We start from the raw sequence: 22,919 nt of genomic DNA on the forward strand, positions 1-22,919 counted from the left end.
ACTCCAGGTTCCCCCCAGACGCAGGACGAAGCCGTCCCCACCGCACGCGTGCCGCACGAGCCGGAGACCGCCGTGGACGAGTCCGCCTCCGAGCCCGGCACCGCCGCGGCCGGAGCCACCGCGGCGAGCGGTGCCCGGAGCGTCCGCCGCCGCCGGATCGGCGTGCTGCTGGCCGTCGCGCTGCTGGCCTACCTGATCGACCTCGGCAGCAAGCTGCTGGTCGTCGCCCGGCTGGAGGGCCGCCGGCCGATCGAGGTCATCGGCGACGTCATGACCTTCCAGGTGATCCGCAACCCTGGTGCCGCCTTCGGCATGGGCCAGGCGATGACGGTGGTCTTCACCGCCATCGCGGCCGCCGTGATCGTGGTGATCTGGCGGATCGCCCGCCGCCTCCACAGCCTGCCCTGGGCGATCGCGCTCGGCCTGCTGCTCGGCGGCGCCCTCGGCAACCTCACCGACCGGCTGTTCCGCTCGCCCGGCGTGTTCCGCGGCCACGTGGTGGACTTCATCTCCGTCCAGCACTTCGCGGTCTTCAACCTGGCCGACTCGGCGATCGTCTGCGGCGGCATCCTCGTGGTGCTGCTGTCCTTCCGCGGCTCCAACCCGGACGGCACCACCCACCAGAGCGCCAGGCAGACCGCCGCGCAGGACGGCGGAGAGGGCACCGGCGACCGCGCGGAGTGACCGCGGCCGTGTGAGAGCCCGACAACGACGCCCTGCAGGCCCCGCGCCCGCAGGGCGGACCGCGTCCGGGACGGTCGGGCAGCCCCCCGCCGTCCGGCATACTCGTACGAGTGAGTATCGCAGCGCAGACCCGCAGCCTTCCCGTACCCGACGGCCTGGAGGGCGAGCGACTCGACGCCGCCCTGGCCCGGATGTTCGGCTTCTCCCGGACGAAGGCCGCCGAACTGGCGGCCGAGGGCAAGGTGACGCTCGACGGCTCCGTCGCCGGCAAGTCCGACCGGGTCACCGCGGGCTCCTGGCTGGAGGTCGAGATCCCGGCCCCGGCCGCCCCCGTGCAGATCGTCGCCGAGCACGTCGAGGGCATGCGCATCGTCCACGACGACGACGACATCGTCCTCGTCGACAAGCCGGTCGGCGTCGCCGCGCACCCCAGCCCCGGCTGGACCGGCCCCACCGTCATCGGCGGGCTCGCCGCGGCCGGCTACCGCATCTCCACCTCCGGCGCCGCGGAGCGCCAGGGCATCGTGCACCGCCTCGACGTCGGCACCTCAGGCCTCATGGTCGTCGCCAAGTCCGAGCGCGCCTACGCCGACCTCAAGCGGCAGTTCCACGACCGGGTCACCGAGAAGCGGTACAACGCACTCGTCCAGGGCCACCCCGACCCGCTCACCGGCACCGTCGACGCCCCGATCGGCCGCCACCCCAGCAGCGACTGGAAGTGGGCCGTCACCCGCGACGGCAAGCCCTCGGTCACCCACTACGACCTCATCGAGGCCTACCGCGCCGCCTCCCTGCTCGACATCAAGCTGGAGACCGGCCGCACCCACCAGATCCGGGTGCACATGTCCGCGCTGCGCCACCCCTGCGTCGGCGACCTGACCTACGGCGCCGACCCGACCCTCGCCAAGCGCCTCGGCATCACCCGCCAGTGGCTGCACGCCGTCCAGCTCGGCTTCGAGCACCCTGCCGACGGCCGGTGGGTGGAGTTCCGCAGCGAGTACCCCGCCGACCTGCAGAAGGCCCTGGACATCATCGCCGCGGAGAGCTGACATGGCCGATGCGACCGTCCGGCCCGCCGTCGAGATCCGGATCGCGACGAGCGAGGCCGACCTCGCCCAGGTGCGGCTCGTCCGCCGCGAGGTCTTCGTCGAGGAGCAGGACGTCCCCGAGGAGCTCGAGTACGACGACCTCGACGCCACCTCGGTGCACCTGCTCGCCGTCGCCCCCGACGGCACCGGCCTCGGCACCGGCCGCCTGATCCACGGCGTCGACGCCCTGAAGCTCACCGGCATCGAGGGCCGTGTCCTGCTCGGCCGCCTCGCGGTGCGCAAGCCCGCCCGCGGCACCGGCCTCGGCGCCGACCTCGTCCGCGCCATCGAGCGGGCCGGGCGCGAGCGCGGCGCCCGCGAACTCGAACTGCACGCCCAGGTCCAGGCCCTCGGTTTCTACGAGCGCCTCGGCTACACCGCCGAGGGCCCGGTCTACGAGGACGCCGGCATCCCGCACCGCACGATGGTCCGGGTGTTCTGACCGCCGCCCTTCCCGCGTGACCCGCCGGCCACTACGCTCCCGCCCGTGAACGATCTTCGGGCGGGAGCGTCGCTCGTCCTCGGCGGACTCGTGCTCGCCGCGCTCGTCGTCGGCGGCGGGTACTGGGCGCTCGACGGCGGCCTGTACGGCTGCACCTTCGCCGACCGCCGCCTGCAGGAACCGATGGCCGCCGAAGTGCGGGCACTCGGGGCGCAGCAGGACGCGCAGGCCGACGGCGAGCCGTTCGCCGGCTGTGACGACGACGACCGCTTCGCGTTCTACGGGCAGGGGTACGACGAGCCCGCCCGGCGGGCGGACGTCGTCGCCCACTACCGCGCCGCCGCCGCGCGGAACGGCTGGCAGCCCGCCCCGCCCGACCCGGACGAACCGGCCTGGCACACCGACCCCGGCGGCGAACGGATCGGGCTCTGCTTCACCAAGCAGGTCGACGGCGCCACCGCCCACCTCGCGGTGGCCTGGGCCTTCGCCGGCGAGCAGGGCTACACCGTCGAGGCCCGCGCCAGCCGCACCGGCGGCGCCTGGTGCGCCTGACCGCCGGCTGACTCCGGCCGGGCTCCCGTTGCGTCGGCGGCGTGTGGTTCGAACCGGCGGACCGGGGTAGGCGCGCCCCCGTGAGCGAGGCTGTGGAGACGGCGGCCCGCCTGCTGCGCGAGCGCGGGCAGACCTACGCGCGGGAGGCCGGGATCACCCTGCGTGACAAGCCTGCGCCGCTCTACCAGCTGCTGGTGCTGACCGTGCTCTGCTCCACGCGGATCCACGCCGACATCGCGACCGCCGCCGCCCGCGAACTCTTCCGGGCCGGCCTGCGCACCCCGAGGGCCATGGCCGCCTCCGACTGGCAGGACCGGGTCGACGCCCTCGGCCGCGCCCACTACGTCCGCTACGACGAGAGCACTGCCACCGCCCTCGGCCGCGGCGCCGAGCTGCTCCTCGACCGGTGGCGCGGAGACCTGCGCCGACTGCGCGGCGAGGCCGGCGGCGACCCCGCCGAGATGCACCGGCTGCTCCAGGAGTTCCCCCGGATCGGGCCGGTCGGCGCGGACATCTTCTGCCGCGAGGCCCAGGGCATCTGGCCGGAGCTCCGTCCGTCCTTCGACCGCCGGGCGCGGGACGCCGCCGCCTCGCTCGGCCTGCCGAGCGACGGCGACTCCCTGGGCGCCCTGGTGCCGGGACCCGAGCTGCCCGCGCTGGCCGCCGCGCTGGTACGGGTCGAGCTCTCCTGAGCGCGCGTCCCCCCGGTGCCTCCGACCGGTCAGAACAGGCCGTGCCACATCTGTTCGACGACCACGTTCCACCAGGTGGAGTCCTTGTGGAAGGCCCGCGGGTCGATCCCGGCGAGTTCCGTCTGGAGCGCGGCGACCGCGGCACCGGCCGCCAGCGGGTCGAGTCCGCGCATCGCGGCACGCGCCGTCACCAGGGCGTCCAGGCCGCGCAGGAAGCCGGAGAGGGAGGAGCTGACGTACCGTCCGCTGCCGGTGCGCGGGTTGACGGCCCACACCGAGCCGAGGTCCTGCTCGGCCCCCGCGCACTGCACGGCGACGATGCACAGCCCGTCGGAGCCGATCCTCGTCCAGCCCGCGAGGACGTCCAGCAGCGAATCCTCCAGCTCGGTGCCCGCGGCCGTCAGGTGGGCGCGCAGGTCGGCCAGGAGACCGCCGGCCGGCGGGGCGTCCGGGCGGTCGGCGGCGAAGAACAGCGGCACGTCGGCGGGCAACCCCGCCCAGGTCAGCGCGGAACGGGCCGGCTCGGGCAGCGCGCTGCCCGCGATGTCGTCGGCGTCGTACCGCACGACCTCGCCGAACACCTCGGCCAGGCGGCGACCGAGCGCCACGTCACGGACCGGCGCGGCCGGCTCGACCTCGCCCGGCTGCGGTGCCGGCACCCGGTGCGGCCTCGGGGGCAGCGGCTGCCCCGCGAGACGGGCGACCCGCTCGGCGTGCAGGGTGAGCGCGGCAGCGCCCTCGGCCCGCTCGTCGGCGAAGATCCCGTAGGTGTGCGAGCAGGAGACGCTCGCGTTGGGGAAGGCGCGCTCCAGCAGGGCGGCGGTGTACCCGCCGGGCAGGGTGGCCGGGCGCAGGTCGGTGTGGACGGCGACCACGTTCCCGGCCGGCACGCCGAGCCGGTCGAGCTCGGCGGCGAGCTGGTACTCCGCGGGCGGCAGACCCGGACCGGAGTTGCGGTAGAGCATGACCTCCTGGCCGTCGGCCGGGTTCACGTAGGTGGCGACGGCGGTGTTGCCCGGGCCGGTGGCGGGCGGGTCGTTCCGCCGCGCCCGCTCGGCGTGCTTGGCCTCGTACGCGCGGATCACCTCGTCCACCGGGATCGACGGCCACACGGTGAGTTCGCCGGTCTCCCGGTCCACCACGCCGCAGGCGTCGCCGAGGTCGGCCGGCGGGCGGCGCTCCCCGGTGACGGGGTCGCGCTCCAGCGGCGCGGGCGCGGCCCAGACCACCCAGCCGAGACCGAACTCGCGGTGGCGGACGGCACGGCGCTGCTCGGCCGGCGCATCGCCGTTCAGCCAGCGGTCGGCTGCGGCGAGGGCCTGCTCCTGGGTGATCACGACGACTCCTCCGTGGTAGCGGACTCCGGCCGAGATTACCGTCAGGCACCGTCGACTCCGAACGGTTGCATATGATCGCACGACGAAACCGACTGCGGCCGACCGGTCTTGGCCGCCGCGGTCCAGGTGAAGTCCAGGGTTGAGGACGACGGGGAGGTGGCCGCCATGGCCGAAGAGCGCGAGATCGGCGACGACGAACTGCTGGATGTGGCGGACAACCCGACCCAGGCCGCCTCGCTGCACAAGGCACTGCGCACCCTCGCCAACAACTCCAACGTCGGCCCCGAGCTGCAGGAGATGGCGAAGAGCGTGCTCAGCGGCCGGATCGGCATGAAGGACGTCATCGAGTCCGACCGCTACATGCACGCGATCAGCGCCCGGCTCGGCGAGATCCACGACGCCGCCGAGCACCTGTCGCCGGAGGACCGACGCAGGTCGGAGGAGCGTGCGGAGAAGATGGTCCGCGAGCAGGAGGAGGCGGAGAACGGCTCCGCCAAGCGCGACGACCGGCGGAAGTGACGGGCCGTCCGGTCCGCGCGTGCGGGTTTGGTCAGGTCCGCGCGTGCAGGGTTGCCGCGGTGTTCGTGCGGGGGCGGTGAAGGGTCGGTCCCGACAGCGCTGACCAGGGATCTTTCCGGCGGCGAGGGGCGCCGGCGTGTCAGTGTGACGAATGGGATCATCTGACTGTTCGTCGTTCGTGCTGTGCTTTGTTCTCGTTCACCCGCACCCGGCCCCTCGGCCGGACGGGTCGGTCAGTTGGGGGGAACTGACTCGTGTCGCTGATGCTGCCGGACGGCCTTGAGTGGGTCCTGGAGATGCTCGGCTTCGACTGGCCGAAGGCGGACGAGGACAAGATGCGTGAGTGCGCCCAGGTGTGGCGTGATTTCGCGGATCAGGTCGATGAGTTGAATTATCGGGCGTTGTCGGCTGCGAACAGTGTGCGGTCGGCGAACTCGGGTGATTCGGTCGATGCGTTCGGGAAGGCGTTCGACAAGTTCTCGACGGGTGGGGACGGGTATCTCGCGGATGCGGCGCAGGCTGCGCGGTTGATCGCGGCGGCGTTCGAGGCTGCTGCGGTGATCGTGATCACGTGCAAGATCGCGGTGATTGCGCAGTTGGTGATCCTGGCGGCGGAGATCATTGCGGCGCAGGCGGCGGCGCCGTTCACGTTCGGTCTGTCCGAGGTCGGTGCGTTGGGGGCGACGCAGGCGACGAAGATGATCGTCCGCCGGTTGCTGAAGGAGCTCCGTGATGCGCTGATCGAGGCGATCATGGAGACGTTGAAGGATCCGATCGTGTCGGCCGTCCAGGCGATGATCAAGGATCTGATCGCGCAGACGGTGAACCAGGGCTTCGGTGCGCAGGACGGCTACGACCTCGGCCGGACGGTGAAGAAGGGCTGGGAGGAGGGGAAGTCCTCCGCGGAGAACTGGAAGCAGACCTTCGGCGAGTCCCTGAAGGACGGGCTCGGCTCGCGAGCCGGTGGCGCCGCCCGGCACCATGCGGACCGTGCGGCCGGGCACGGGGAAAGCGGCGGCCACGAGGGCGGCGGCGAGCACGGGAGCGGGAACGGGACCGGGAACGGGAACGGGAACGGCGAAGACTCCGGGTCGTCGTCCAACTCGTCGGGTTCCTCGGGCTCGTCGGGTTCCTCGGATTCGTCGGGCACGTCGGGTGGCTCGGGCAGCACCGGGACGTCGCGCTCGCACGGGTCGGGGTCGTCGTCCGGGTCCTCGCCGAGTGGCTCGCGCAACTCGTCCGGCGACTCCGGCAACGGTGGTGCCGACCACACTCCCTCGGTCGACAACGGGAACAGCGGTGAGGGCGGCACCGGTAACCGGAGCGAGAGCACGCCCCGGCCGGCGCCGGCCCCGGCACCTGCGAGCGACCACCGCAGCGCCACGCCGCTCGACCCCTTCGGCACGCGACTGAGCTCCGACTCCGCGCCCGCCCCCGCCGCGGACACGGCTGCGCCCGCCCACACGGGTACGGACAGCCGGCCGGCGCCCGGCTCGGACGGCCCGGTGCCGGCGTCGGGTAACGGCCGCGGGGCGGACGCGCCGCCCGCGCACACCGGTACCGACAGTCGGCCCAACCCTCCTGCCCACGACGGTTCTCCGGACGGACCCGCACACAACGGAGACGCCCCCGCGGACCGCTCCGGCGCGGACACCACCCGGCCCGGCCCGACCACCGCGCACCCGGCGCCCGACAGCGCTCCCGCTCCTGCCCCGACCCCTGCGTCCCACCACGCCGGCGACGGATCCCCGGCCCCGGCCCACGGTGGCACGCCCCACGCCGGTGACAGCGGTACCGCCCCGCACCCGGGTGGGGACGCCACCCGGCCCGGCCCGGTCTCCGCCCACACCGCGTCGGACAGTTCGCCCGCTCCCGCGCCGACCCCGGCCCCCGGCGGTACGCCGGCCGGACGGTCCGAGGCGGCGCCTTCCGCCGGTCCGCACCACGGCGGTGACAGCGGCACCCCGTCGCACGCGGGTACGGATGCCACCCGGCCCGGTCCGGTCTCCGCCCACGCCGCGCCCGATTCGTCCCGCACGCCGACGCCGAGCCACGAGGCCGGCTCCCCGTCGTCCCGTCCCTCCCCGGACGCCGGCCCGACGCCCGCGCACGCCCAGCCGGCTCAGCCGCATGCCGCCGATGCGCACACCACCGCTCCGTCCTACGGTCCGGTGCGCGGCAGCGACGAGCCGTCCGGTCGCCCGTCCCACCACGGCGACGGGCGACCGTCCCCGTCGTACGGTCCGGTGCGCGGGGACGCCCCGGCGGGTACCGCGGCCCAGTCCCACAACGGTCCGGAGGCCGGCCGCCCCGGGCACGAGGCGCCGCTGCAGCGCCACGAGCCAACCCCGCGGGCCGAGGAGGGCGCCCCGCAGCAGGAACGTTCCGGTTCGGCGGTGCCGCCGCATGCAGGTTCGGTGCCGCACGTCCCGGCCGGCGACGCCTCCCGCACGCCGTCCTCGGACGGTCCGCCCCGGGCGACCGTCCACACCGCCTCCACCGCGGTCGCCGATGCGCCGCCGACCCATACGCCCGGTACGCCCGCCCCGGACAGCGCCGCAACGCCGTCCACGGGCCAGCCGTCCCAGAACCCGGGCCCGGTGAACCCCGGCCCGGTGAGCCCCGGTGCAAGTGTCCCGCCGACCACCGGGACGTCCGGCACGGGCAGCGCGAACACGCCGCGCACCGACCGCCCCACCACCGGCACCCCGAACGCCGACCGGCCCACCCTCCCCGGGCAGCGGAACAACCCGGGCCCGGACCGCACCGACCGCCCCACCAACCTGGGCCGGCAGCCCGCTGCCGGCCGTCCCGACCCGCGGACCGGCACACCGCGTCCCGACGCCACCTCGCGTCCGGACCCGCGTGCCGACCGCCCGGCCGCCGATCGTCCGACCGGCACGCCGGAACACCGTCTCCCCGAGGCGGACCGGCATGGCGACGAGGGTGCGAACACGCCGAAGGTCAACCCCCAGCACAGCGCCCCGGACCACACGACACCCGACCACAAGCCGGGCGACCACGACAGTCCCGACCACACGACACCCGACCACAAGCCGGTCGACCCGGACCGTCCGGCCACCGCCGACCGTCCGCACGGCAGCCCGGGCGGTCTGGTCGAGCCGAGCCACCACGACCGCGAGCGGGTCGAGAACTCCGTCCCGCGTGACGCCGACGGCAAGCCGCAGCGGCATCCCGACCCGGAGGGCGACTGGCCGCGCGCCATCAACGGCGACCCGGACGCCCCCGGGCGCCACAACAACTGCGTCGACGTGGCACTGGCCACCGTCGACACCTACTCGGGGCACCCGACCCCGGCGGCCGCCCGCACCCCCGACCACGACGCGGACGGCAACCCCTCGGACCGTGGTGAGCGCGGCGGACGCGACCGCATCGAGAACGCCCTCGGTGCCAGGTTCTCCGACATGGGCGACGGCAAGGACGCCTATCGCCGACTGGAGGACACCCTCCGCCGCGAGGGCCACGGTTCGCAGGCCGTCATCATCACCCGCGACGCGGACGGCCGCGCCCACGCCTGGAACGCCGCCAACCACAACGGCAAGATCACCTACATCGACGCCCAGACCGGCCGCCGCTCCAACCAGCCTCTCCACAGCGGCGACCACGGCGTCTTCGCCATCCCCCTGAGCCCGGACCGCCGCCCCGCGAGCCCGCACACCGACCCCGGCCGGTCCGGTCACACCCGGACCGACAGCCGTCCCGACCGCCGCGCCCCGGCGGAGGCTGCCGGCACCAAGCACAAACTCGACCATGAGGGCGACGACGGGTCGGCCGCCAAGAAGCCGAAGACGGCGACCGACCCCGAAGGCCCGGGCAAGCCGAAGGTCACCGCACGGGACGAGGTCGAGGGCTCCGCCGAGTACGGCACGAAGCAGGACGAGAAGCACGAGCACCACGGACGGCTCGCGGACCCCTCGCAGAAGACCCTGCGCGAGGGCCAGGACGTACAGCAGACGGATCCGAGCAAGGCGTTCGCAGCCCTGGAGGCGTGGGAGCGCGACGGCTCCCTCCAGAAGCTGTTCGACGAGTCCGCCGAGCGCAACACCCTCAAGGGAGAGAACGTTCCCCGTGGGTTCACCCACACCGAGCTCGTACATGCGCTCGACGGATTCGCCGATCTCCATCCCAGCCAGCGCGGTGCCGTGGTCGCCGTCCTCGCCCGGATGAACGTCGACTTCCACCGGGGCAACGCGGTGGGCTACGCACTCGGTGGCCGACCCGACGGTTACGAGTGGTCGAACCCGAATTCCCCGCGTCCGCCGGAGGGTCGCTCGTGGGGAGCCCATTTCCACAAGAAGTTCGACATGTGGGGTACGAGCAAGAGCCCCGCGAGGAATATTTACAACGAGATGGTGAAGGGTTTCGGGAACCGTGAGGTCGGGACTTCCTGGGCCGCCTACTTGCGGGAGACCACCAATGGGACGGGCAACGCTCTGGACATGAGCGGGCGGAACTTCGCTGTGCTGGAGGTCAAGGATCCGGACAGCGGAGAGACCCACTACGTCGTGGACAGCTCCGCGCCGGGTACCGCCAAGGAGCACGAGGACCACTCCGAACCCCATGTGGGCAAGTACTTCGACGAGGTGAACAAGGCGCGGGTGGCAGCCGGCAAGAATCCGATGGAGGCCGTCCACCTCTACACCGAGCGGGAGCCCTGCGGGCGCTCGTCCGGTGGTGGTAGGACGGGCGGCATCAAGGGCACGAACGACTGCTCCATCTACATCCGCAACTCGCCCTCACTATCGAGCGTGGACGTGAGCTACTCGATCGGCTACCGCGCCGGAAAGATGTCCGCGGGAAACGTCCACCAGAACGCGGTGCAGGGCCAGAAGGCGGACACCCGCTGGTACATGCGGAACATCGAAGTGCTGTGGATGCGCATGGGTATTCGGAGGGACGGCAGCGCAGATGCATAGGATTGCCGAGTGACGAACGACGACTCCTCCCAGACCGTTCCCGTTACCGTCGACTGTGCCGGGCGGAGCCTCGAGGCGGTGATCGCAGCGGCCGTACGGGCGGCCGGCGCCATTGCGCCCGACGTCGCCCTGCAGTTGGAACGGGTGGAGTCCGCAGGTCCGCTGACGAGTTCCGAGGACCAGGAACGCATCGCGTCCTGGGTCCGCGAAGCAGCGTTCGGGCTCCTCGGGCGGCGGGTGTCGATCGCCGCGCCGGCGGTCGCCGACCGTTCGGGGCAGATCGGACAGCACGAACTTCCCGCGGATCCCGATGAATTGTTGTGGCTCGCCGCAGCGGCGGCCCTGGAGCCCTCGCGCTCGAGCCTGGACGTGTGGCGCGCGTTCGCAGCCGCCCTGACGGCCCGGCCGGTGCCGATCGAGCGGCTGACGGAGTTCGCGGGTTCCCGACCCGAGATCAGTTTGGAAGGCCGCACGGTCGGCTTCGTGGACCGGGCTGTACACCGGGCCGTCCGGGCCCGGCTGCCACTGAACGGCGTGCAGCAGCGTGCGCTCCACCGGGTCCTCGTGGAGCTCCGGTCCGACAACGGCGACACCACCGAGGCCGTTGCGGCCTACCTCCACGCTGCGTGGCCGGTGCATGCGGCGTTGGCGGGGGAGTTGGAGGAGTGGCTCTCCGATCCGGATTTTCTGGTGGAGTCCGGCTGGTACGGGCTGGGGCTGGGGCTGTCGCTGGCGTACCCGGAGGGTGTGCCGCTGGGCTCGGTCGCGGGTGATCTGCACTGTGTGCTGCTGGAGGGGTTGGCCGCGCCGGCGAGCCACGAGGAGTGGCTGTCCTGGGTCCACCATGCTTTGGTGGGGCGGGGGTTGAGCGAGGCTGCGCAGGCGGTGGCGGCGCGGGTGCGGTTGCCGTGGCGGACGGTGTGGTCCCGGTGGCAGTGGCCGAGCGGGTACGCGCCTCGGCAGCCGGAGGAACTCGCGCAGGACGAACTCTGCCTCGTGAACGGTCCGGACGGGCCGGCCGTCGCCACCCGGCGTGAGTCCCAGGAGGACTGGGGCACGGTGTTCGAGCAGCTGTGGGACGTCCGCACCGGCGAGAAGCTCGGCGGGGTGGACACCGAGGTGCACGAGAACGTCCTCCCCCGGGAGAAGGACCTTTCGGGCCGCACGGCCCTGCACACGGACGGGGAGTGGAGCTCCGCCGGTCTCGGCCTCCAGTACGAGGCGGTCTCCGAGCTGCCATGGGCAGGGGAGTCGGTGGAGCACGCCGTGCAGTGCACGCCCTCGGACCCGGTGGACGGCACGATGTGGGTGTTCATGGGGCGGTGCGGTCTGTTCGGTGCCCTGGTGCACGACGACCTGGTGGCAGGTCTGCCGCAGGTGCCACGGGGTTGGTACGGGCACGGGGTCACCCCGCGGGCGCAGTGGCCCGCGCCGGACGTGTCCCTCACCGGGCCCCTGAGCCGGACGGAGCTGGAACAGGACGTGGCGTTCGGTGCCGGTGCCTGCCGTCCGGTGGCGCCCGAACTGCTGCCGGACACGCTCGAGCACTCCGCCACCCGGGAGTTCCTCACGGAGGTGGGGTGGCCGGAGGTGGACGACCCGGCCCTGTCGACGGTCGCGCCGACGGCCGGCGGGCTCGTCCCGGTCGAGGGCCGTCCCCATCTGCTGGAGGGGCTGGGCGACTTCCGCGGAGATCCGCTGCTGCTCGACGGCCGCACTGGAGCGGTGTTCTGCGAGGACTCCGCGGACCTGCCGTCCCTGATGGCCTCCGGGTTGCCGGAGTTGCTCCGGATCGTGCTGCTGCACCGGGTCGTGCTGTCGGTGCCCGTGCTGCTCGGCGTCCACGACTCGGTGGACCTCGAGCAGGACGTCGCCCGATGGATCGGGACGGTCGACCCCGCCGCGGCCGAGGGCGGCTTCTGGGAGCACACCTACTTCTCCCCGAGCCTCATCGAGCTGTGGGAGGAGGGCCCCGAGTAGCGCTTCGCAGGTACCTCGTCCCACTGCAACAGTCTTGGAGCCCGACCTTGACCTCCCAGCCAGTCCACCAGCCGCACCCTCACCTGGGCGGGCGAGCGCCTGCGCTCCGGGCCCTGGCGTCATGGCTCGCCGACGTAGGTGCCCCGACCACCGTCTTGATCACGGGGACACCGGGAAGCGGCCGCTCGCGCCTGCTGACCGGCTTCCTGATGCTCTGCGATCCGGAGTACCGCAAGCTCATCGACACCGACGCCCTCCAGCCGGACACCGTGCCGGCGGAAGGCCTGCCGGTGCCACCGGTCTTCGTGGCCGCCGAGCTGACGCCCGCCCAGCTGCTGTGGCTGGTCGCCGACGAGCTCGGAATCGACGCGGATCGGACAGAGGACGTGTACGCGCTGCTCGCCGAGCCGCAGGAACTCCCCGTCCCTGTCGTCGTGGCCGACGTGGACCGGTCCGGTGTCCTCCGCGAGCCGGACGGTCCGGCCCGCGCCGCGCAGGAGGTCCTGCTGCCCTTGGCGCTCGCGCCCGGGATCCGGCTGCTCACCGACGTGCCCCGGGCGCAGGCCGAGTGGCTGGCGGAGCGGCTGCCCGCCGAGGACCTCCTGGTGATCGACCTCGACGAGGAGCCGTGGGCGGACGCGGATGCCTTGCGGCTCCAGGCTGCCGTCATGGTCGACCTGCCGGACGCGGCCGAGGCGATCGCTCGGAACGCGGACGGGCCGCTGGTCGTGGAACTGGCGGCCTGGTCGTTGCTGGCCGTGCCCGACGGCCCGGCAGTGGGCTTCCCCACCACGGTGGGGGACGCACTCGACCTGCACGCCGAGCGTTGCGGCACCGACGAACTCACGCTCCGCCGGCTGCTCGCCCCGCTGGCGCTCGCCGGCGCCGGGGCCTCCCTTCCGTTCTCGCTGTGGGAGCCGCTGGCCTCGGCGGTGGCCGGCAAGGACCTGGCCTCGGCGTTCGCCGACGGTCAGGCACTCCTGCTCCCCTTCTTCGACCTGCTCGACGGAGACGACGATGCGGACGGCTCGGAGCCCGCCGTCCGGCTGCGGCACCCGGCCCTGGCCGACGAACTGCGGGAGCGGTTCGGCACGACCGTTCGCGAGAGCAGCCGCAGGATGGCCAACGCCCTGCTGGCCCGGCTCCCCGAGGGGCCCGGGCGGTGGTCCGGGGCGTCGGCGTACGCTCGCACCGGCCTGATCCGCCACGCACTGGAAGGCGGTGTACTGGTGGAGCTGATGGCCGACCCGGCCTTCCTCGTCCATGCCGACCAGGTCGTGCTCCGCGCAGCCGCCGAACACCTCGCCGGCACCGGTGCGGAGCTGCCGGCCGTCGGGCGGACGTGGCTGCGCCTGGCTCCGTTGTTCACCCGCACCCAGGCGGACCCCCGTACCGTCGCGGGCCTGTTGGAGCACGGGTGCCGCCTGGACGGTCTCTCCGTCTCCGAGTTCGGTGTCGACCTTCCCTGGCACACGCTCTGGCACAGGCCGCTGGTGGGGATCGCCGGGATCACCGCCGCAGCGGGCCCGGACGGCACCCCGGCCGTGGTGGCCAACCTGCCCGGAGGCGAACAGCCACTGGTCGCCCATCACGCGCAGACCGGCGAGCCGCTGGACGGCGACCCGGCTCAGCTCGTCCGGCCGTCGGACGAGGACCGCGGGACCTGTGCCCTGCGACTGAGCGTCGGTGGCGACTACCTCCGCATCTGGCAGGCGGAGGGCGGGCAGCTGGCCGTCTTCGCCGCGACCGCTCCACTCGCCGGAGCCGATGTCACGCCGGACGGCATCGTCCTGGTGGCGGACAGCGCGGGGCTGAGCGCGCTGCGCGTACAGATCCCCGGCAGCTGAGCCGGATCGGGCGGTGACCGAGGCCGTGACGGGGGAGAAGGGAGATCTCGCAGGCCTCCTCCAGGCCCACCTGAACGTGGAGGCGGCGTTCCACCACCTCCCGCGGGTTCGGTCGACGCTGTCGTCCTTCGCCCCGGAGCGGGGGGAGTCGATCAAGCGGGAGTTCTCCCGGATCCTGGAGGTGAAGGAGCTCTCGGTCGGGCAGTACTGCGAGAGACGGATCGTCAGCCTCGGTCGAGGGGCTTCTCGGGCGTGGCGAGCCGCTCCGTCGGGCCGCCGAAGGGGAGGTGGACGGTCCGGGTGGCGAGCAGCCAATGGCCGTCCGTCCTGCGGAAGGTGTCCTCGTAGTGGCCGATGTTGGCGGGGAGTCGGGGCGGCGGCATGCCGCCCGTCCAGCCGTCGACCCGGTAGGTGGTGAAGTAGGAGGTGGCGGTGGCCGTGGTCGGCGAGTGGACGTCGACCAGGACGCTGCTGCACGGCCGGCGGGACAGGCGGTCGGCGGGCCGGGAGGCGAAGTAGCTCCGCAGGCCTCGGGGCCCTCGACGCGGCGTTTGCCGGCCGGCCACTCCCAGACTCCGTCGCGGGTGAACAGCTCGGCAGCGGAGGCGGATTCGCCCAGGTCGAGGCGGTGCGGGAAGTCGATGAGCAGACGCCCGCAGGCGTGTTCGGCCAGGAGTCGGTCCACGGGGTCCAGGACTCCGGTCGTCATCTCCGGTTTCTACCGGATGGATCGGGTCGAGGGCGGACGGATGCCGGCCCGGCGACGTCAAGGACGCTGAGGAGCTTGGCCGTTGGCGTCCGGGCCGGTCGCCGTCCGGGTGCGGAAGGTGCGGCGGTAGGTGTCCGGGGGCACGCCGACCGTGCGGTTGAAGTGCCGCCGCAGGGTCGTGGCGGTGCCCATGCCGGTGGCCGCGGCGACGGTGTCCACGCTGTCGTCGGTGGTCTCCAGCAACTCCTGGGCGTGGCGGATGCGTTGGGTCAGCAGCCACTGCAGCGGGGTGGTGCCGGTGACCGATCGGAAGTGGCGGCCCAGGTGGCGCGAGCTCATCCGCGCCCGGCGGGCCAGGTCCTCCACGGTCAGCGGCCGGTCGAGCCGTTCGAGCACCCAGGGGAACAGGTCGGCGAGCGGGTGGTTGTCCGGCGCGGGCACCGGGGTCGTGACGAACTGGGCCTGGCCGCCGTCCCGGTGCGGCGGTACGACCAGGCGGCGGGCGACCGCGTTGGCGACCGACGAGCCGTGGTCGAGGCGGACCAGGTGCAGGCACAGGTCCAGGGCGGCGGCCTTGCCGGCCGAGGTGAGCACACTGCCGTTGTCCACGTACAGGACGTCCGGATCCACCGCCACCCGGGGGTGGCGGGCGGCCAGGAGCCCGGTGTGCGCCCAGTGCGTGGTCGCGCGCCGTCCGTCCAGCAGCCCGGCGGCGGCCAGCACGAACGCACCCGTGCACAGCGAGGCCACCCGGGCGCCCGCCTCGTGGGCCGCGCGCACCGCGTCGACCAGGTCGGCGGGCGGCGCCACGTCGACGTCGGCCCAGCCCGGGACGATCACGGTGTCGGCCAGCGGGAGCCGGTCGAGGCCGTGGTCGGGCTCCAGCCGGAAGCGGCCGACCCGCACGGACTCCGGCCCGCAGACGGCGAGTTCGTACCAGGAGGCCGCCCCGCCGACCGCCCCGCTCCCGAAGACCTCGTACGCCACGGACAGTTCGAAGTGCAGCATCCCGTCGGTGACGGCCAGTGCGACAGTGCCCATGTCCGGAAGTGTACGGGTCGTGTCGTTCCGGACACTCGTGGTGCGGTGCCCGCGCCCGCCAGGATGTCGGTGACGGACCGCCGCAGACCGGCGGGGTCCAGCGGAGTCCGGGAGGACCCATGGGATCGGGACGTACGGTGGCGGTGTTCGGCGCGTACGGGCACACCGGGCGCTTCGTGGTGGCGCGGCTGCGGGAGCGGGGGTACGTGCCGGTGCTCTCGGGGCGCGACGCGGGCAAGCTGGCGGAGCTCGCGGTGTCCGAACCCGGTCTGGAGGTGCGTCCCGCGTCGGTCGACGACCCCGTCTCGCTCGACCGGGCGCTGGCCGGCGCGGCGGCCGTGGTCAACTGCGCGGGGCCCTTCGCCGTGACCGCGGCCCCTGTGATCGAGGCGGCCCTGCGCGCCGGGATCCCGTACGTGGACGTCGCGGCCGAGATCGAGGCCAACCTCGACACGTTCACGCACTTCGCGGACCGCGCCCGCGCCGCGGGAACGGTGGTCGTCCCGGCGATGGCCTTCTTCGGCGGCCTCGGTGACCTGCTCGTCACCGCGGCGCTGGGCGACCGGACGGCGGCCGACGAGGTGCACGTCGCGTACGGGCTGAGCAACTGGCACCCCACCGCCGGGACGCGGGCCGCGGGCGCGGTCTCCCGGGAACGGCGGGACGGCCGGCGGGTCCGTTACGCGGACGGGCGACTGGAGTACCGCCGGGACGACGCTCCGCTCGTGGAGTGGGCCTTCCCCGACCCGCTGGGCACCCGCCCCGTCGTCGGGGAGTTCACGATGGCCGACGTCGTCACCGTGCCCAGCCACCTGGCCGTCCAAGACGTGCGCACCTACATGACGGTCGAGGCGGCGGGGGACCTCGCCGCCCCGGACACGCCGGCGCCGACCGCGGCCGACGAACACGGGCGCTCCGCGCAGACCTTCCTCGTCGACGTCGTGGTGCGCTCCGGCAGCAGCGAACGGCGGGCCGTGGCACGGGGACAGGACATCTACGCCGTCACGGCACCGCTCGTGGTGGAGGCGGTCGACCGCATCCTGACCGGACGGACCAGGACGGTCGGCGTCGCCTCCGCGGGCCGGCTCTTCGACGCACCAGACTTCCTGCGGGCACTGTCGCCGCACCTGACAGTGGAGGTGCATTCCTGAGGCGTGTCGGACTCAAGCGGGGTGGATGATTCCGGTTAGGTGGGGGTCGTGCGAAGTGGCCGCCCATGGTGACGTCGGCCCGCCGTCGCACCGTAGGATCATGCGGTTGACGGGTAGTGGGACAGCCGGACCGGTTCGCATCGCACGGTCCAGCAGTTGTCGCAGTCGTACGGGGGACGGGGAGTTCGGTGGCGCAGCAGATCATCGTCGACGAGGAGAACCTGCGGTCCCAGGGCCGGAACCTCGAGTCGGTCGGCAAGGACTTCCAGGAGGCGGCCGACCGGATGAAGTCCCGGCTGGAAGCCCTGGAGGGCGGCAGCGAGCCCCCGTGGGGAGACGACGACCTCGGCGAGAAGTTCGGCGTCGTCTACGAGGGCCTGCGTGACGGCATGCAGGAGTCCATGGACTCGCTGGCGCAGCGGCTCGGCGAGATCGGCCAGAAGCTCCAGGTGATGGCCGACAGCCATGCGGCGAACGAGGCCGACACGACCGGCCGGCTGGACGCCCTCGGCGGCCGAACGGACGCGCTGGGCAACGAGATCCACACCATGTACCGCCCGCAGGTGTGACGGGCGCGCGCCCGCCTGCTGACCGTCCGTCTTCTTCACTCCTGCGTCCGGAAGGCGCGGGAATCCGCTAGGGGGAACTGACTCGTGTCGCTGATGCTGCCGGACGGCCTTGAGTGGGTCCTGGAGATGCTCGGCTTCGACTGGCCGAAGGCGGACGAGGACAAGATGCGTGAGTGCGCCCAGGTGTGGCGTGATTTCGCGGATCAGGTCGATGAGTTGAATTATCGGGCGTTGTCGGCTGCGAACAGTGTGCGGTCGGCGAACTCGGGTGATTCGGTCGATGCGTTCGGGAAGGCGTTCGACAAGTTCTCGACGGGTGGGGACGGGTATCTCGCGGATGCGGCGCAGGCTGCGCGGTTGATCGCGGCGGCGTTCGAGGCTGCTGCGGTGATCGTGATCACGTGCAAGATCGCGGTGATTGCGCAGTTGGTGATCCTGGCGGCGGAGATCATTGCGGCGCAGGCGGCGGCGCCGTTCACGTTCGGTCTGTCCGAGGTCGGTGCGTTGGGGGCGACGCAGGCGACGAAGATGATCGTCCGCCGGTTGCTGAAGGAGCTCCGTGATGCGCTGATCGAGGCGATCATGGAGACGTTGAAGGATCCGATCGTGTCGGCCGTCCAGGCGATGATCAAGGATCTGATCGCGCAGACGGTGAACCAGGGCTTCGGTGCGCAGGACGGCTACGACCTCGGCCGGACGGTGAAGAAGGGCTGGGAGGAGGGGAAGTCCTCCGCGGAGAACTGGAAGCAGACCTTCGGCGAGTCCCTGAAGGACGGGCTCGGCTCGCGGGCGGGCGGCGCGGCCCGGCACCACCTGGACAACGCGGCCGGACACGGCAGCAGCCACGGCGACGGCGGCAGCGGCCACGAGAGCGGCGGCAGCGAGAGCGGTAACGGGAGCGAGAGCGGGAGCGGCGGGGACTCCGGGTCGTCGAGCTCCTCCAACTCCTCTGGCTCATCGGGTAGTTCCGGGTCGTCCCACTCGCCCGAATCCGGCGGCTCCTCCGGGTCCTCCGGTTCCTCGGGCGACCGCGGATCGTCCGGCGGCTCGAACTCCTCCGGCTCGTCCGGGTCTTCGAACCCGACCGGCAGCGGCTCGTCCAGTGGTGGTTCGTCGGGGAGCGGTTCGTCAGGAAGCGGGCGGCCGAGCGGTGGGGACGCGAGCACCGGCACCGACCACACCTCCTCGGGCGCTTCGTCCGGGACAAGCGGCGACTCCGGGTCCCACAACAGCAGCAGTGACGGCGGGTCCTCGACCCAGCACGGCAACGACGGCCGTGGCAACCGGAGTTCGACACCGCTCGACCCGTTCGGCACCCGGCTGAGCTCCGACCCGGCGCCCGCGCCGGCAGCCCAGCACACCCCGTCCGGCAGTGACGGCACCCCGCCGTCCGGCTCGCACACCCCCTCCTCCGGCCCCGACACCGGCTCCCCCACGCACACGGGTTCGGATGGCTCTGGTTCGGCGCGGCACGATGGCGCGGACGCGCCTCCGGCGCACACGGGTACGGACGGGCGGTCGACGCCGGCCTCGGACGGGCCTGCGCCGGCGCGGCACGATGGCGCGGACGCGCCTCCGGCGCACACGGGTACGGACGGGCGGTCGACGCCGGCCTCGGACGGGCCTGCGCCGGCGCGGCACGATGGTGCGGACGCGTCTCCGGCGCACACGGGTTCGGACGGGCGGTCGACGCCGGCCTCGGACGGGCCTGCGCCGAGTCATCACGAGTCCTCGGACGGGCCTGCGCGTGCCGGTGACGGCCATGCGGACCGGTCCGGTGCGGACACTCCCCGGCCCGGGCCCGTATCGGCGCACTCCACTCCCGATGCCACCCCCGCCCCGGCGCAGTCCCACGGCGGACCGCAGCACACCGGGGAAGGACAGCCGTCGCACGGCACGCCGGACTCCCGTCCGGGGCCGGCCTCGGCCCACCCGACCCCCGACTCCGCTCCCGCTCCCGCGCACTCCGGTGACTCCCGTCCCGCGTACGGGCCGGTGCGCGGTGACGACGGGGCGTCCACGCCCTCGCACGGCGGGGGCGACCACGGCACGCCCTCGTACGGCCCGGTGCGCGGCGGGGACGCCACCCCGGCGCCCGCGCACGCCTCCGACGGCGGTCCGGCCAGGCCGGGCGGCGACATCCCGTCCCAGCAGGACCGCTCCGGCCCGGCGCCGGACTCCGTGCCCGACCACCGCACGCCCGGCAACACGCCGACCCCCGATCCGACGTCCGGTTCGCACGGCACGGGCGAGGGCAGGGGAGTGCCTTCGGCCGGCGGCGTGCCGCACTTGCCGTCGGCGGTCATCCCGTCGGGTGGCGTGCCGTCCGCGGGTCCGGACCACTCGCGCCCGGCCCCCTCCTCCTCGGACGGGCCGCACCGCGCCACGGTCGAGACCGCCTCCACGGCGGTCGCCGACGCCCCGCCGACCCACACCCCGACCGCCGGTCCGGACGCGACGTCCGGTCAGCCCGGCCCGTCCGGCCAGAACGCGGGCACTCCCACGGCCACCGGCCCGATCGCGACCGGGCCCGTTCCGGGGGCCGGCGTGCCCGGCTCGGGTACGCCGTCCGGTGGCACCCCGCCGCGGCAGGGCGGTCCCGTGCCCCATCCGGCCACCGGCGGTGACGGACCGTCGACCAACCGTCCGGCCACTGTGCCCGGCCAGTCCTCCGGCCGCCCGGATCACGGCGACCGTCCGACCGGCCTCGGCCGCCAGCCCGGCACGGACCGCCCCGGTACGGACCGTCCGTCCGCTGCTCCGCGCCCCGATGCCGACCGGCCCTCGCGTCCGGACCCCCGGACGGCCGACCCGCGCAGCGCGGACCCGCGTACCGCCGACCAGCGGCCCTCCACCGACCGTCCGACCGGTGCCGTGCCGCGCCCGGACGCCGATCGTCCGGGTGGAGATCGTCCGGGTGGCGACGGCCCGGCACGAACCCCGGACAGCGCCCGCGCCGACCACGCCTCGGAAACCCGCCCGGAGGACCACGGCAAGGCCGAGGACCACGGCAAGCCCGAGGACCACGGCAAGGGTGACGAGCAGGCCAAGGCCGACGACCACGGCAAGCCCGAGGATCACGGCAGGGCCGACGAGCGGCACGACCACGACCGGCCCGAGGACACGGACTCCCACACCGATCAGGACGGTCGCCCCGACGCCGACACACCCCCGCACGAGCGCCCGCTCTCCGACAGCCGCCCGTACGACACGCCCGGCGGCCTGGCCCGGGTGGAGGAGCACCACCAGCAGGAGCTGGAGCGGCGCATCCCGCGCAACCCCGACGGCACCCCGCAGCGCCACCCGGACCCGTACGGGGACTGGCCGGGGGCGGTCAACGGGGACGGGCACCGCGAGCCCGGCCGCGACAACAACTGCCTGGACGTGGCGCTGTCCAGCGCCGACACCTACAGCGGCAACCCGAGCGCCGCCGCGGCCCGCACGGACGACGGCAGCCCGGACGGCGAGCGGGGCGGCCGGGACCGTGCCGAGCGCCAACTCGGTGCGCCGTTCCGGGACCTGGGCAACGGCGACCAGGCGTTCCACCGGCTGGAGGACACCCTCCGCGAGTCCGGTCACGGCTCGCAGGCGGTCATCGTCACCCAGGACGCGCACGGCCGTGCCCACGCCTGGAACGTGGTCAACCACAACGGCAAGATCGTCTACCTCGACAACCAGACCGGGGCGCGCAGCGACAAGCCGATCCACAACGGCGACCACGGCGTCTTCGCGATCCCGCTCGACGCCGACCGCCGCCCGATCACGTCCGACCACCGTCCCTCCGACTCCAACGCCGGCTCCACCACCCGTCCGGACCGGGACGGCGACTCCACGACCCGTCCGGACCGTACCGAGGGCGCCGACCACCCCGACCGGGCCGACCATCCCGGCCGGAACGGCGACTCCGCGGACCGCCGGCCCGCGGACCCGGCCGGCAAGACCAAGCACAACGAGGACGGGACGGAGTCGGACGCCGAGGCCGGGCCGCCGAAGAAGAAGCAGAAGCCGAACCCCGACGACATGGAGGTGGACTCCGGGCACGGCCACACGCCGGACACCACGACCCCGGACGACGCCACCACCTCGGACGCCGCCACACCGACGGACGACCGCCAGGGCTCGACGCCGTACCACGAGGCTCAGCCGGACGACCACACGCACTACAACATGCTCGGCGACGAGGAACAGCAGACCCTGCGCCGCCGCGAGAACGCCGATGTGCAGCAGTCCGACCTGGACATCGCCCATGGGTTCCTGCGGGACAGGTTCGAGGACAGGTCGCTCGGCGACTTCCTCCAGGAGACCGCCGACACGGCCCGGCAGAACAAGGAGAACAAGGACAAGCCGGACGAGGAGTTCCAGCTCGCCTTCGACAAGGAGCAGATCGAGAAGAAGCTGCACGGCTTCAAGGACCTGCAGCCGAGCGAGCAGGGGGCGGTCGTGGCGAGCCTGGGCCGTATGAGCCTGGCCTACCACCAGCAGCACGCGGTGGGTGCGAGCCCGGAGCACGCCACCGACCCGTACCACTACCGCGACGACCACGACCGTTCGGGCATGTCGGACTGGGAGGCCGGCAAGCAGCAGAACGACGAGCATCACACCGACGCCGATTCCCGAGGCGTGGCGACGCACCAGACCCACGACTTCTGGCAGGGCGCGCGCGGCAACCTGCACCGCGATCTGAAGGAGGGCGAGAAGCCCGAGGGGCCGACCCCGGCCCGGCTGGTCCGCGAGCACATGGTCGAGCGCTACCGTGAGCTGCACCCGGAGAAGGCCCACCTGACCGAGCGTCAGGTGGAGCTCGCGATCCGGAGGGAGACCATCGCGCACGTCAGGGGGGACCACCGGCCGGACTTCAGCGGAAAGAACTACGCCGCGATCGAGGTGGTCGGCAGCGACGGCAAGGTCCGTTACGTCGTGGACAGTTCGCTGCCGCCCGGCAAGGCCGGCATGCAGCCCGAGCACTCGGAGCCGCACATGGGCCGCTGGATGGAGCGGCTCAACCAGCGTGCGGAGGCGGGCAACTACACGGTGTCCACCCTCTGGACGGAACGTGAGCCCTGCGGGCAGAGCTCGGGGCACGGGCACTGCTCACGCTTCCTGACCGAGTCGATGCCCGACACCGAGGTCGGCTACGGCGTCGGCTACCGCAAGGGCGACATGGAGGACGGCCACGACACCGCGGCCGAACGGGAGGCGGCAGCCGCCAGGATGGACCAGGACATGCAGGATCACCTCAACCGGCTCGGCGACCTGTGGTACGACATGGCCGTCAGCGGCGAGCTGGACAAGAACCGGACCCCGAACCAGTACGTCCCGCCGCAGCAGTGACAATCGACCGCAGAGACCAACGCCGACCAGTCCCACCCAT

The 22,919-nt window shown here is 73.3% G+C and carries 16 protein-coding genes and 1 pseudogene; 12 read left to right on the forward strand and 5 right to left on the reverse strand.

The genetic code is table 11. From position 1 onward, the window contains the following. The first annotated feature begins 72 nt into the window (after nt 1–72). The 5 genes from lspA to KSNIM_RS27555 all read left to right on the forward strand — a co-directional run bounded on the left by lspA (nt 73) and on the right by KSNIM_RS27555 (nt 3,458). Nucleotides 73–684, forward strand: a complete 612-nt coding sequence (gene lspA / locus KSNIM_RS27535; protein WP_263105812.1) for a signal peptidase II — start codon at nt 73–75, stop codon at nt 682–684. Between the two features lie 110 nt (nt 685–794). Next, complete coding sequence (locus KSNIM_RS27540) at nt 795–1,733, forward strand: RluA family pseudouridine synthase (protein WP_263105813.1); 939 nt, start codon at nt 795–797, stop codon at nt 1,731–1,733. Nucleotide 1,734: 1 nt separating this feature from the next. After that, entirely contained in the window at nt 1,735–2,214 is a 480-nt protein-coding gene (locus tag KSNIM_RS27545) for a GNAT family N-acetyltransferase (RefSeq protein WP_263105814.1), read from the forward strand. A gap of 45 nt (nt 2,215–2,259) precedes the next feature. Beyond that, complete coding sequence (locus KSNIM_RS27550; protein ID WP_263105815.1) at nt 2,260–2,766, forward strand: hypothetical protein; 507 nt, start codon at nt 2,260–2,262, stop codon at nt 2,764–2,766. 80 nt (nt 2,767–2,846) lie between these two features. Beyond that, nucleotides 2,847–3,458: an endonuclease gene (locus KSNIM_RS27555; protein ID WP_263105816.1), complete on the forward strand. Its 612-nt coding sequence runs from the start codon at nt 2,847–2,849 to the stop codon at nt 3,456–3,458. Nucleotides 3,459–3,487: 29 nt separating this feature from the next. On the opposite strand, the gene KSNIM_RS27560 is transcribed toward KSNIM_RS27555, so the two are convergent. Next, nucleotides 3,488–4,795 (reverse strand): SUKH-4 family immunity protein, encoded by a 1,308-nt coding sequence (locus KSNIM_RS27560; RefSeq protein WP_263105817.1) that lies wholly within the window; start codon nt 4,793–4,795, stop codon nt 3,488–3,490. A gap of 165 nt (nt 4,796–4,960) precedes the next feature. Here KSNIM_RS27560 and KSNIM_RS27565 point away from each other — a divergent pair, with 165 nt between their 5' ends. From KSNIM_RS27565 to KSNIM_RS27580, 4 genes are all read left to right on the forward strand, one after another. Beyond that, complete coding sequence (locus KSNIM_RS27565) at nt 4,961–5,314, forward strand: hypothetical protein (protein ID WP_263105818.1); 354 nt, start codon at nt 4,961–4,963, stop codon at nt 5,312–5,314. Between the two features lie 263 nt (nt 5,315–5,577). Next, nucleotides 5,578–10,251: a toxin glutamine deamidase domain-containing protein gene (locus KSNIM_RS27570; protein WP_263108132.1), complete on the forward strand. Its 4,674-nt coding sequence runs from the start codon at nt 5,578–5,580 to the stop codon at nt 10,249–10,251. A gap of 9 nt (nt 10,252–10,260) precedes the next feature. Beyond that, entirely contained in the window at nt 10,261–12,231 is a 1,971-nt protein-coding gene (locus tag KSNIM_RS27575) for an SUKH-4 family immunity protein (protein WP_263105819.1), read from the forward strand. Between the two features lie 155 nt (nt 12,232–12,386). After that, nucleotides 12,387–14,078 carry an ATP-binding protein gene (locus tag KSNIM_RS27580; protein WP_263105820.1) on the forward strand — a complete coding sequence of 564 codons (1,692 nt, stop codon included), beginning with the start codon at nt 12,387–12,389 and terminating at the stop codon, nt 14,076–14,078. 224 nt (nt 14,079–14,302) lie between these two features. Here the strand turns inward: KSNIM_RS27580 and KSNIM_RS27585 are convergent. Next, nucleotides 14,303–14,787: pseudogene (locus tag KSNIM_RS27585) on the reverse strand (nuclear transport factor 2 family protein). Between the two features lie 57 nt (nt 14,788–14,844). Next, nucleotides 14,845–15,828, reverse strand: a complete 984-nt coding sequence (locus KSNIM_RS27590; RefSeq protein ID WP_263105821.1) for a helix-turn-helix domain-containing protein — start codon at nt 15,826–15,828, stop codon at nt 14,845–14,847. Between the two features lie 119 nt (nt 15,829–15,947). On the opposite strand from KSNIM_RS27590, the gene KSNIM_RS27595 reads away from it, so the two are divergent. Both KSNIM_RS27595 and KSNIM_RS27600 read left to right on the forward strand, forming a co-directional pair. Then, nucleotides 15,948–16,979, forward strand: a complete 1,032-nt coding sequence (locus tag KSNIM_RS27595) for a saccharopine dehydrogenase family protein (protein WP_263105822.1) — start codon at nt 15,948–15,950, stop codon at nt 16,977–16,979. Nucleotides 16,980–17,167: 188 nt separating this feature from the next. Further along, nucleotides 17,168–17,548 carry a hypothetical protein gene (locus KSNIM_RS27600; protein ID WP_263105823.1) on the forward strand — a complete coding sequence of 127 codons (381 nt, stop codon included), beginning with the start codon at nt 17,168–17,170 and terminating at the stop codon, nt 17,546–17,548. Nucleotides 17,549–17,769: 221 nt separating this feature from the next. On the opposite strand, the gene KSNIM_RS27605 is transcribed toward KSNIM_RS27600, so the two are convergent. Together KSNIM_RS27605 and KSNIM_RS27610 are read right to left on the reverse strand one after the other, a co-directional pair. Then, the gene (locus tag KSNIM_RS27605) at nt 17,770–18,180 is read right to left on the reverse strand and encodes a hypothetical protein (RefSeq protein ID WP_263105824.1); all 411 of its coding nucleotides are present in this window, start codon (nt 18,178–18,180) and stop codon (nt 17,770–17,772) included. Between the two features lie 48 nt (nt 18,181–18,228). Then, nucleotides 18,229–18,720, reverse strand: a complete 492-nt coding sequence (locus tag KSNIM_RS27610) for a hypothetical protein (protein WP_263105825.1) — start codon at nt 18,718–18,720, stop codon at nt 18,229–18,231. Between the two features lie 823 nt (nt 18,721–19,543). Here KSNIM_RS27610 and KSNIM_RS27615 point away from each other — a divergent pair. After that, the gene (locus KSNIM_RS27615) at nt 19,544–22,879 is read left to right on the forward strand and encodes a toxin glutamine deamidase domain-containing protein (RefSeq protein WP_263105826.1); all 3,336 of its coding nucleotides are present in this window, start codon (nt 19,544–19,546) and stop codon (nt 22,877–22,879) included. Nucleotides 22,880–22,919: the final 40 nt, after the last annotated feature.

Source organism: Kitasatospora sp. DSM 101779 (genome assembly GCF_025655475.1).
Classification (GTDB): Bacteria; Actinomycetota; Actinomycetes; order Streptomycetales; family Streptomycetaceae; genus Kitasatospora.

Excerpts from the sequence above, each read along its gene's own strand:
- KSNIM_RS27545 (WP_263105814.1), top strand. The coding sequence starts at position 1,735 with ATGGCCGATGCGACCGTCCGGCCCGCCGTCGAGATCCGGATCGCGACG.
- KSNIM_RS27565 (WP_263105818.1), top strand. The coding sequence starts at position 4,961 with ATGGCCGAAGAGCGCGAGATCGGCGACGACGAACTGCTGGATGTGGCG.
- KSNIM_RS27570 (WP_263108132.1), top strand. The coding sequence starts at position 5,578 with ATGCTGCCGGACGGCCTTGAGTGGGTCCTGGAGATGCTCGGCTTCGAC.
- KSNIM_RS27590 (WP_263105821.1), bottom strand. The coding sequence starts at position 15,828 with ATGGGCACTGTCGCACTGGCCGTCACCGACGGGATGCTGCACTTCGAA.
- KSNIM_RS27595 (WP_263105822.1), top strand. The coding sequence starts at position 15,948 with ATGGGATCGGGACGTACGGTGGCGGTGTTCGGCGCGTACGGGCACACC.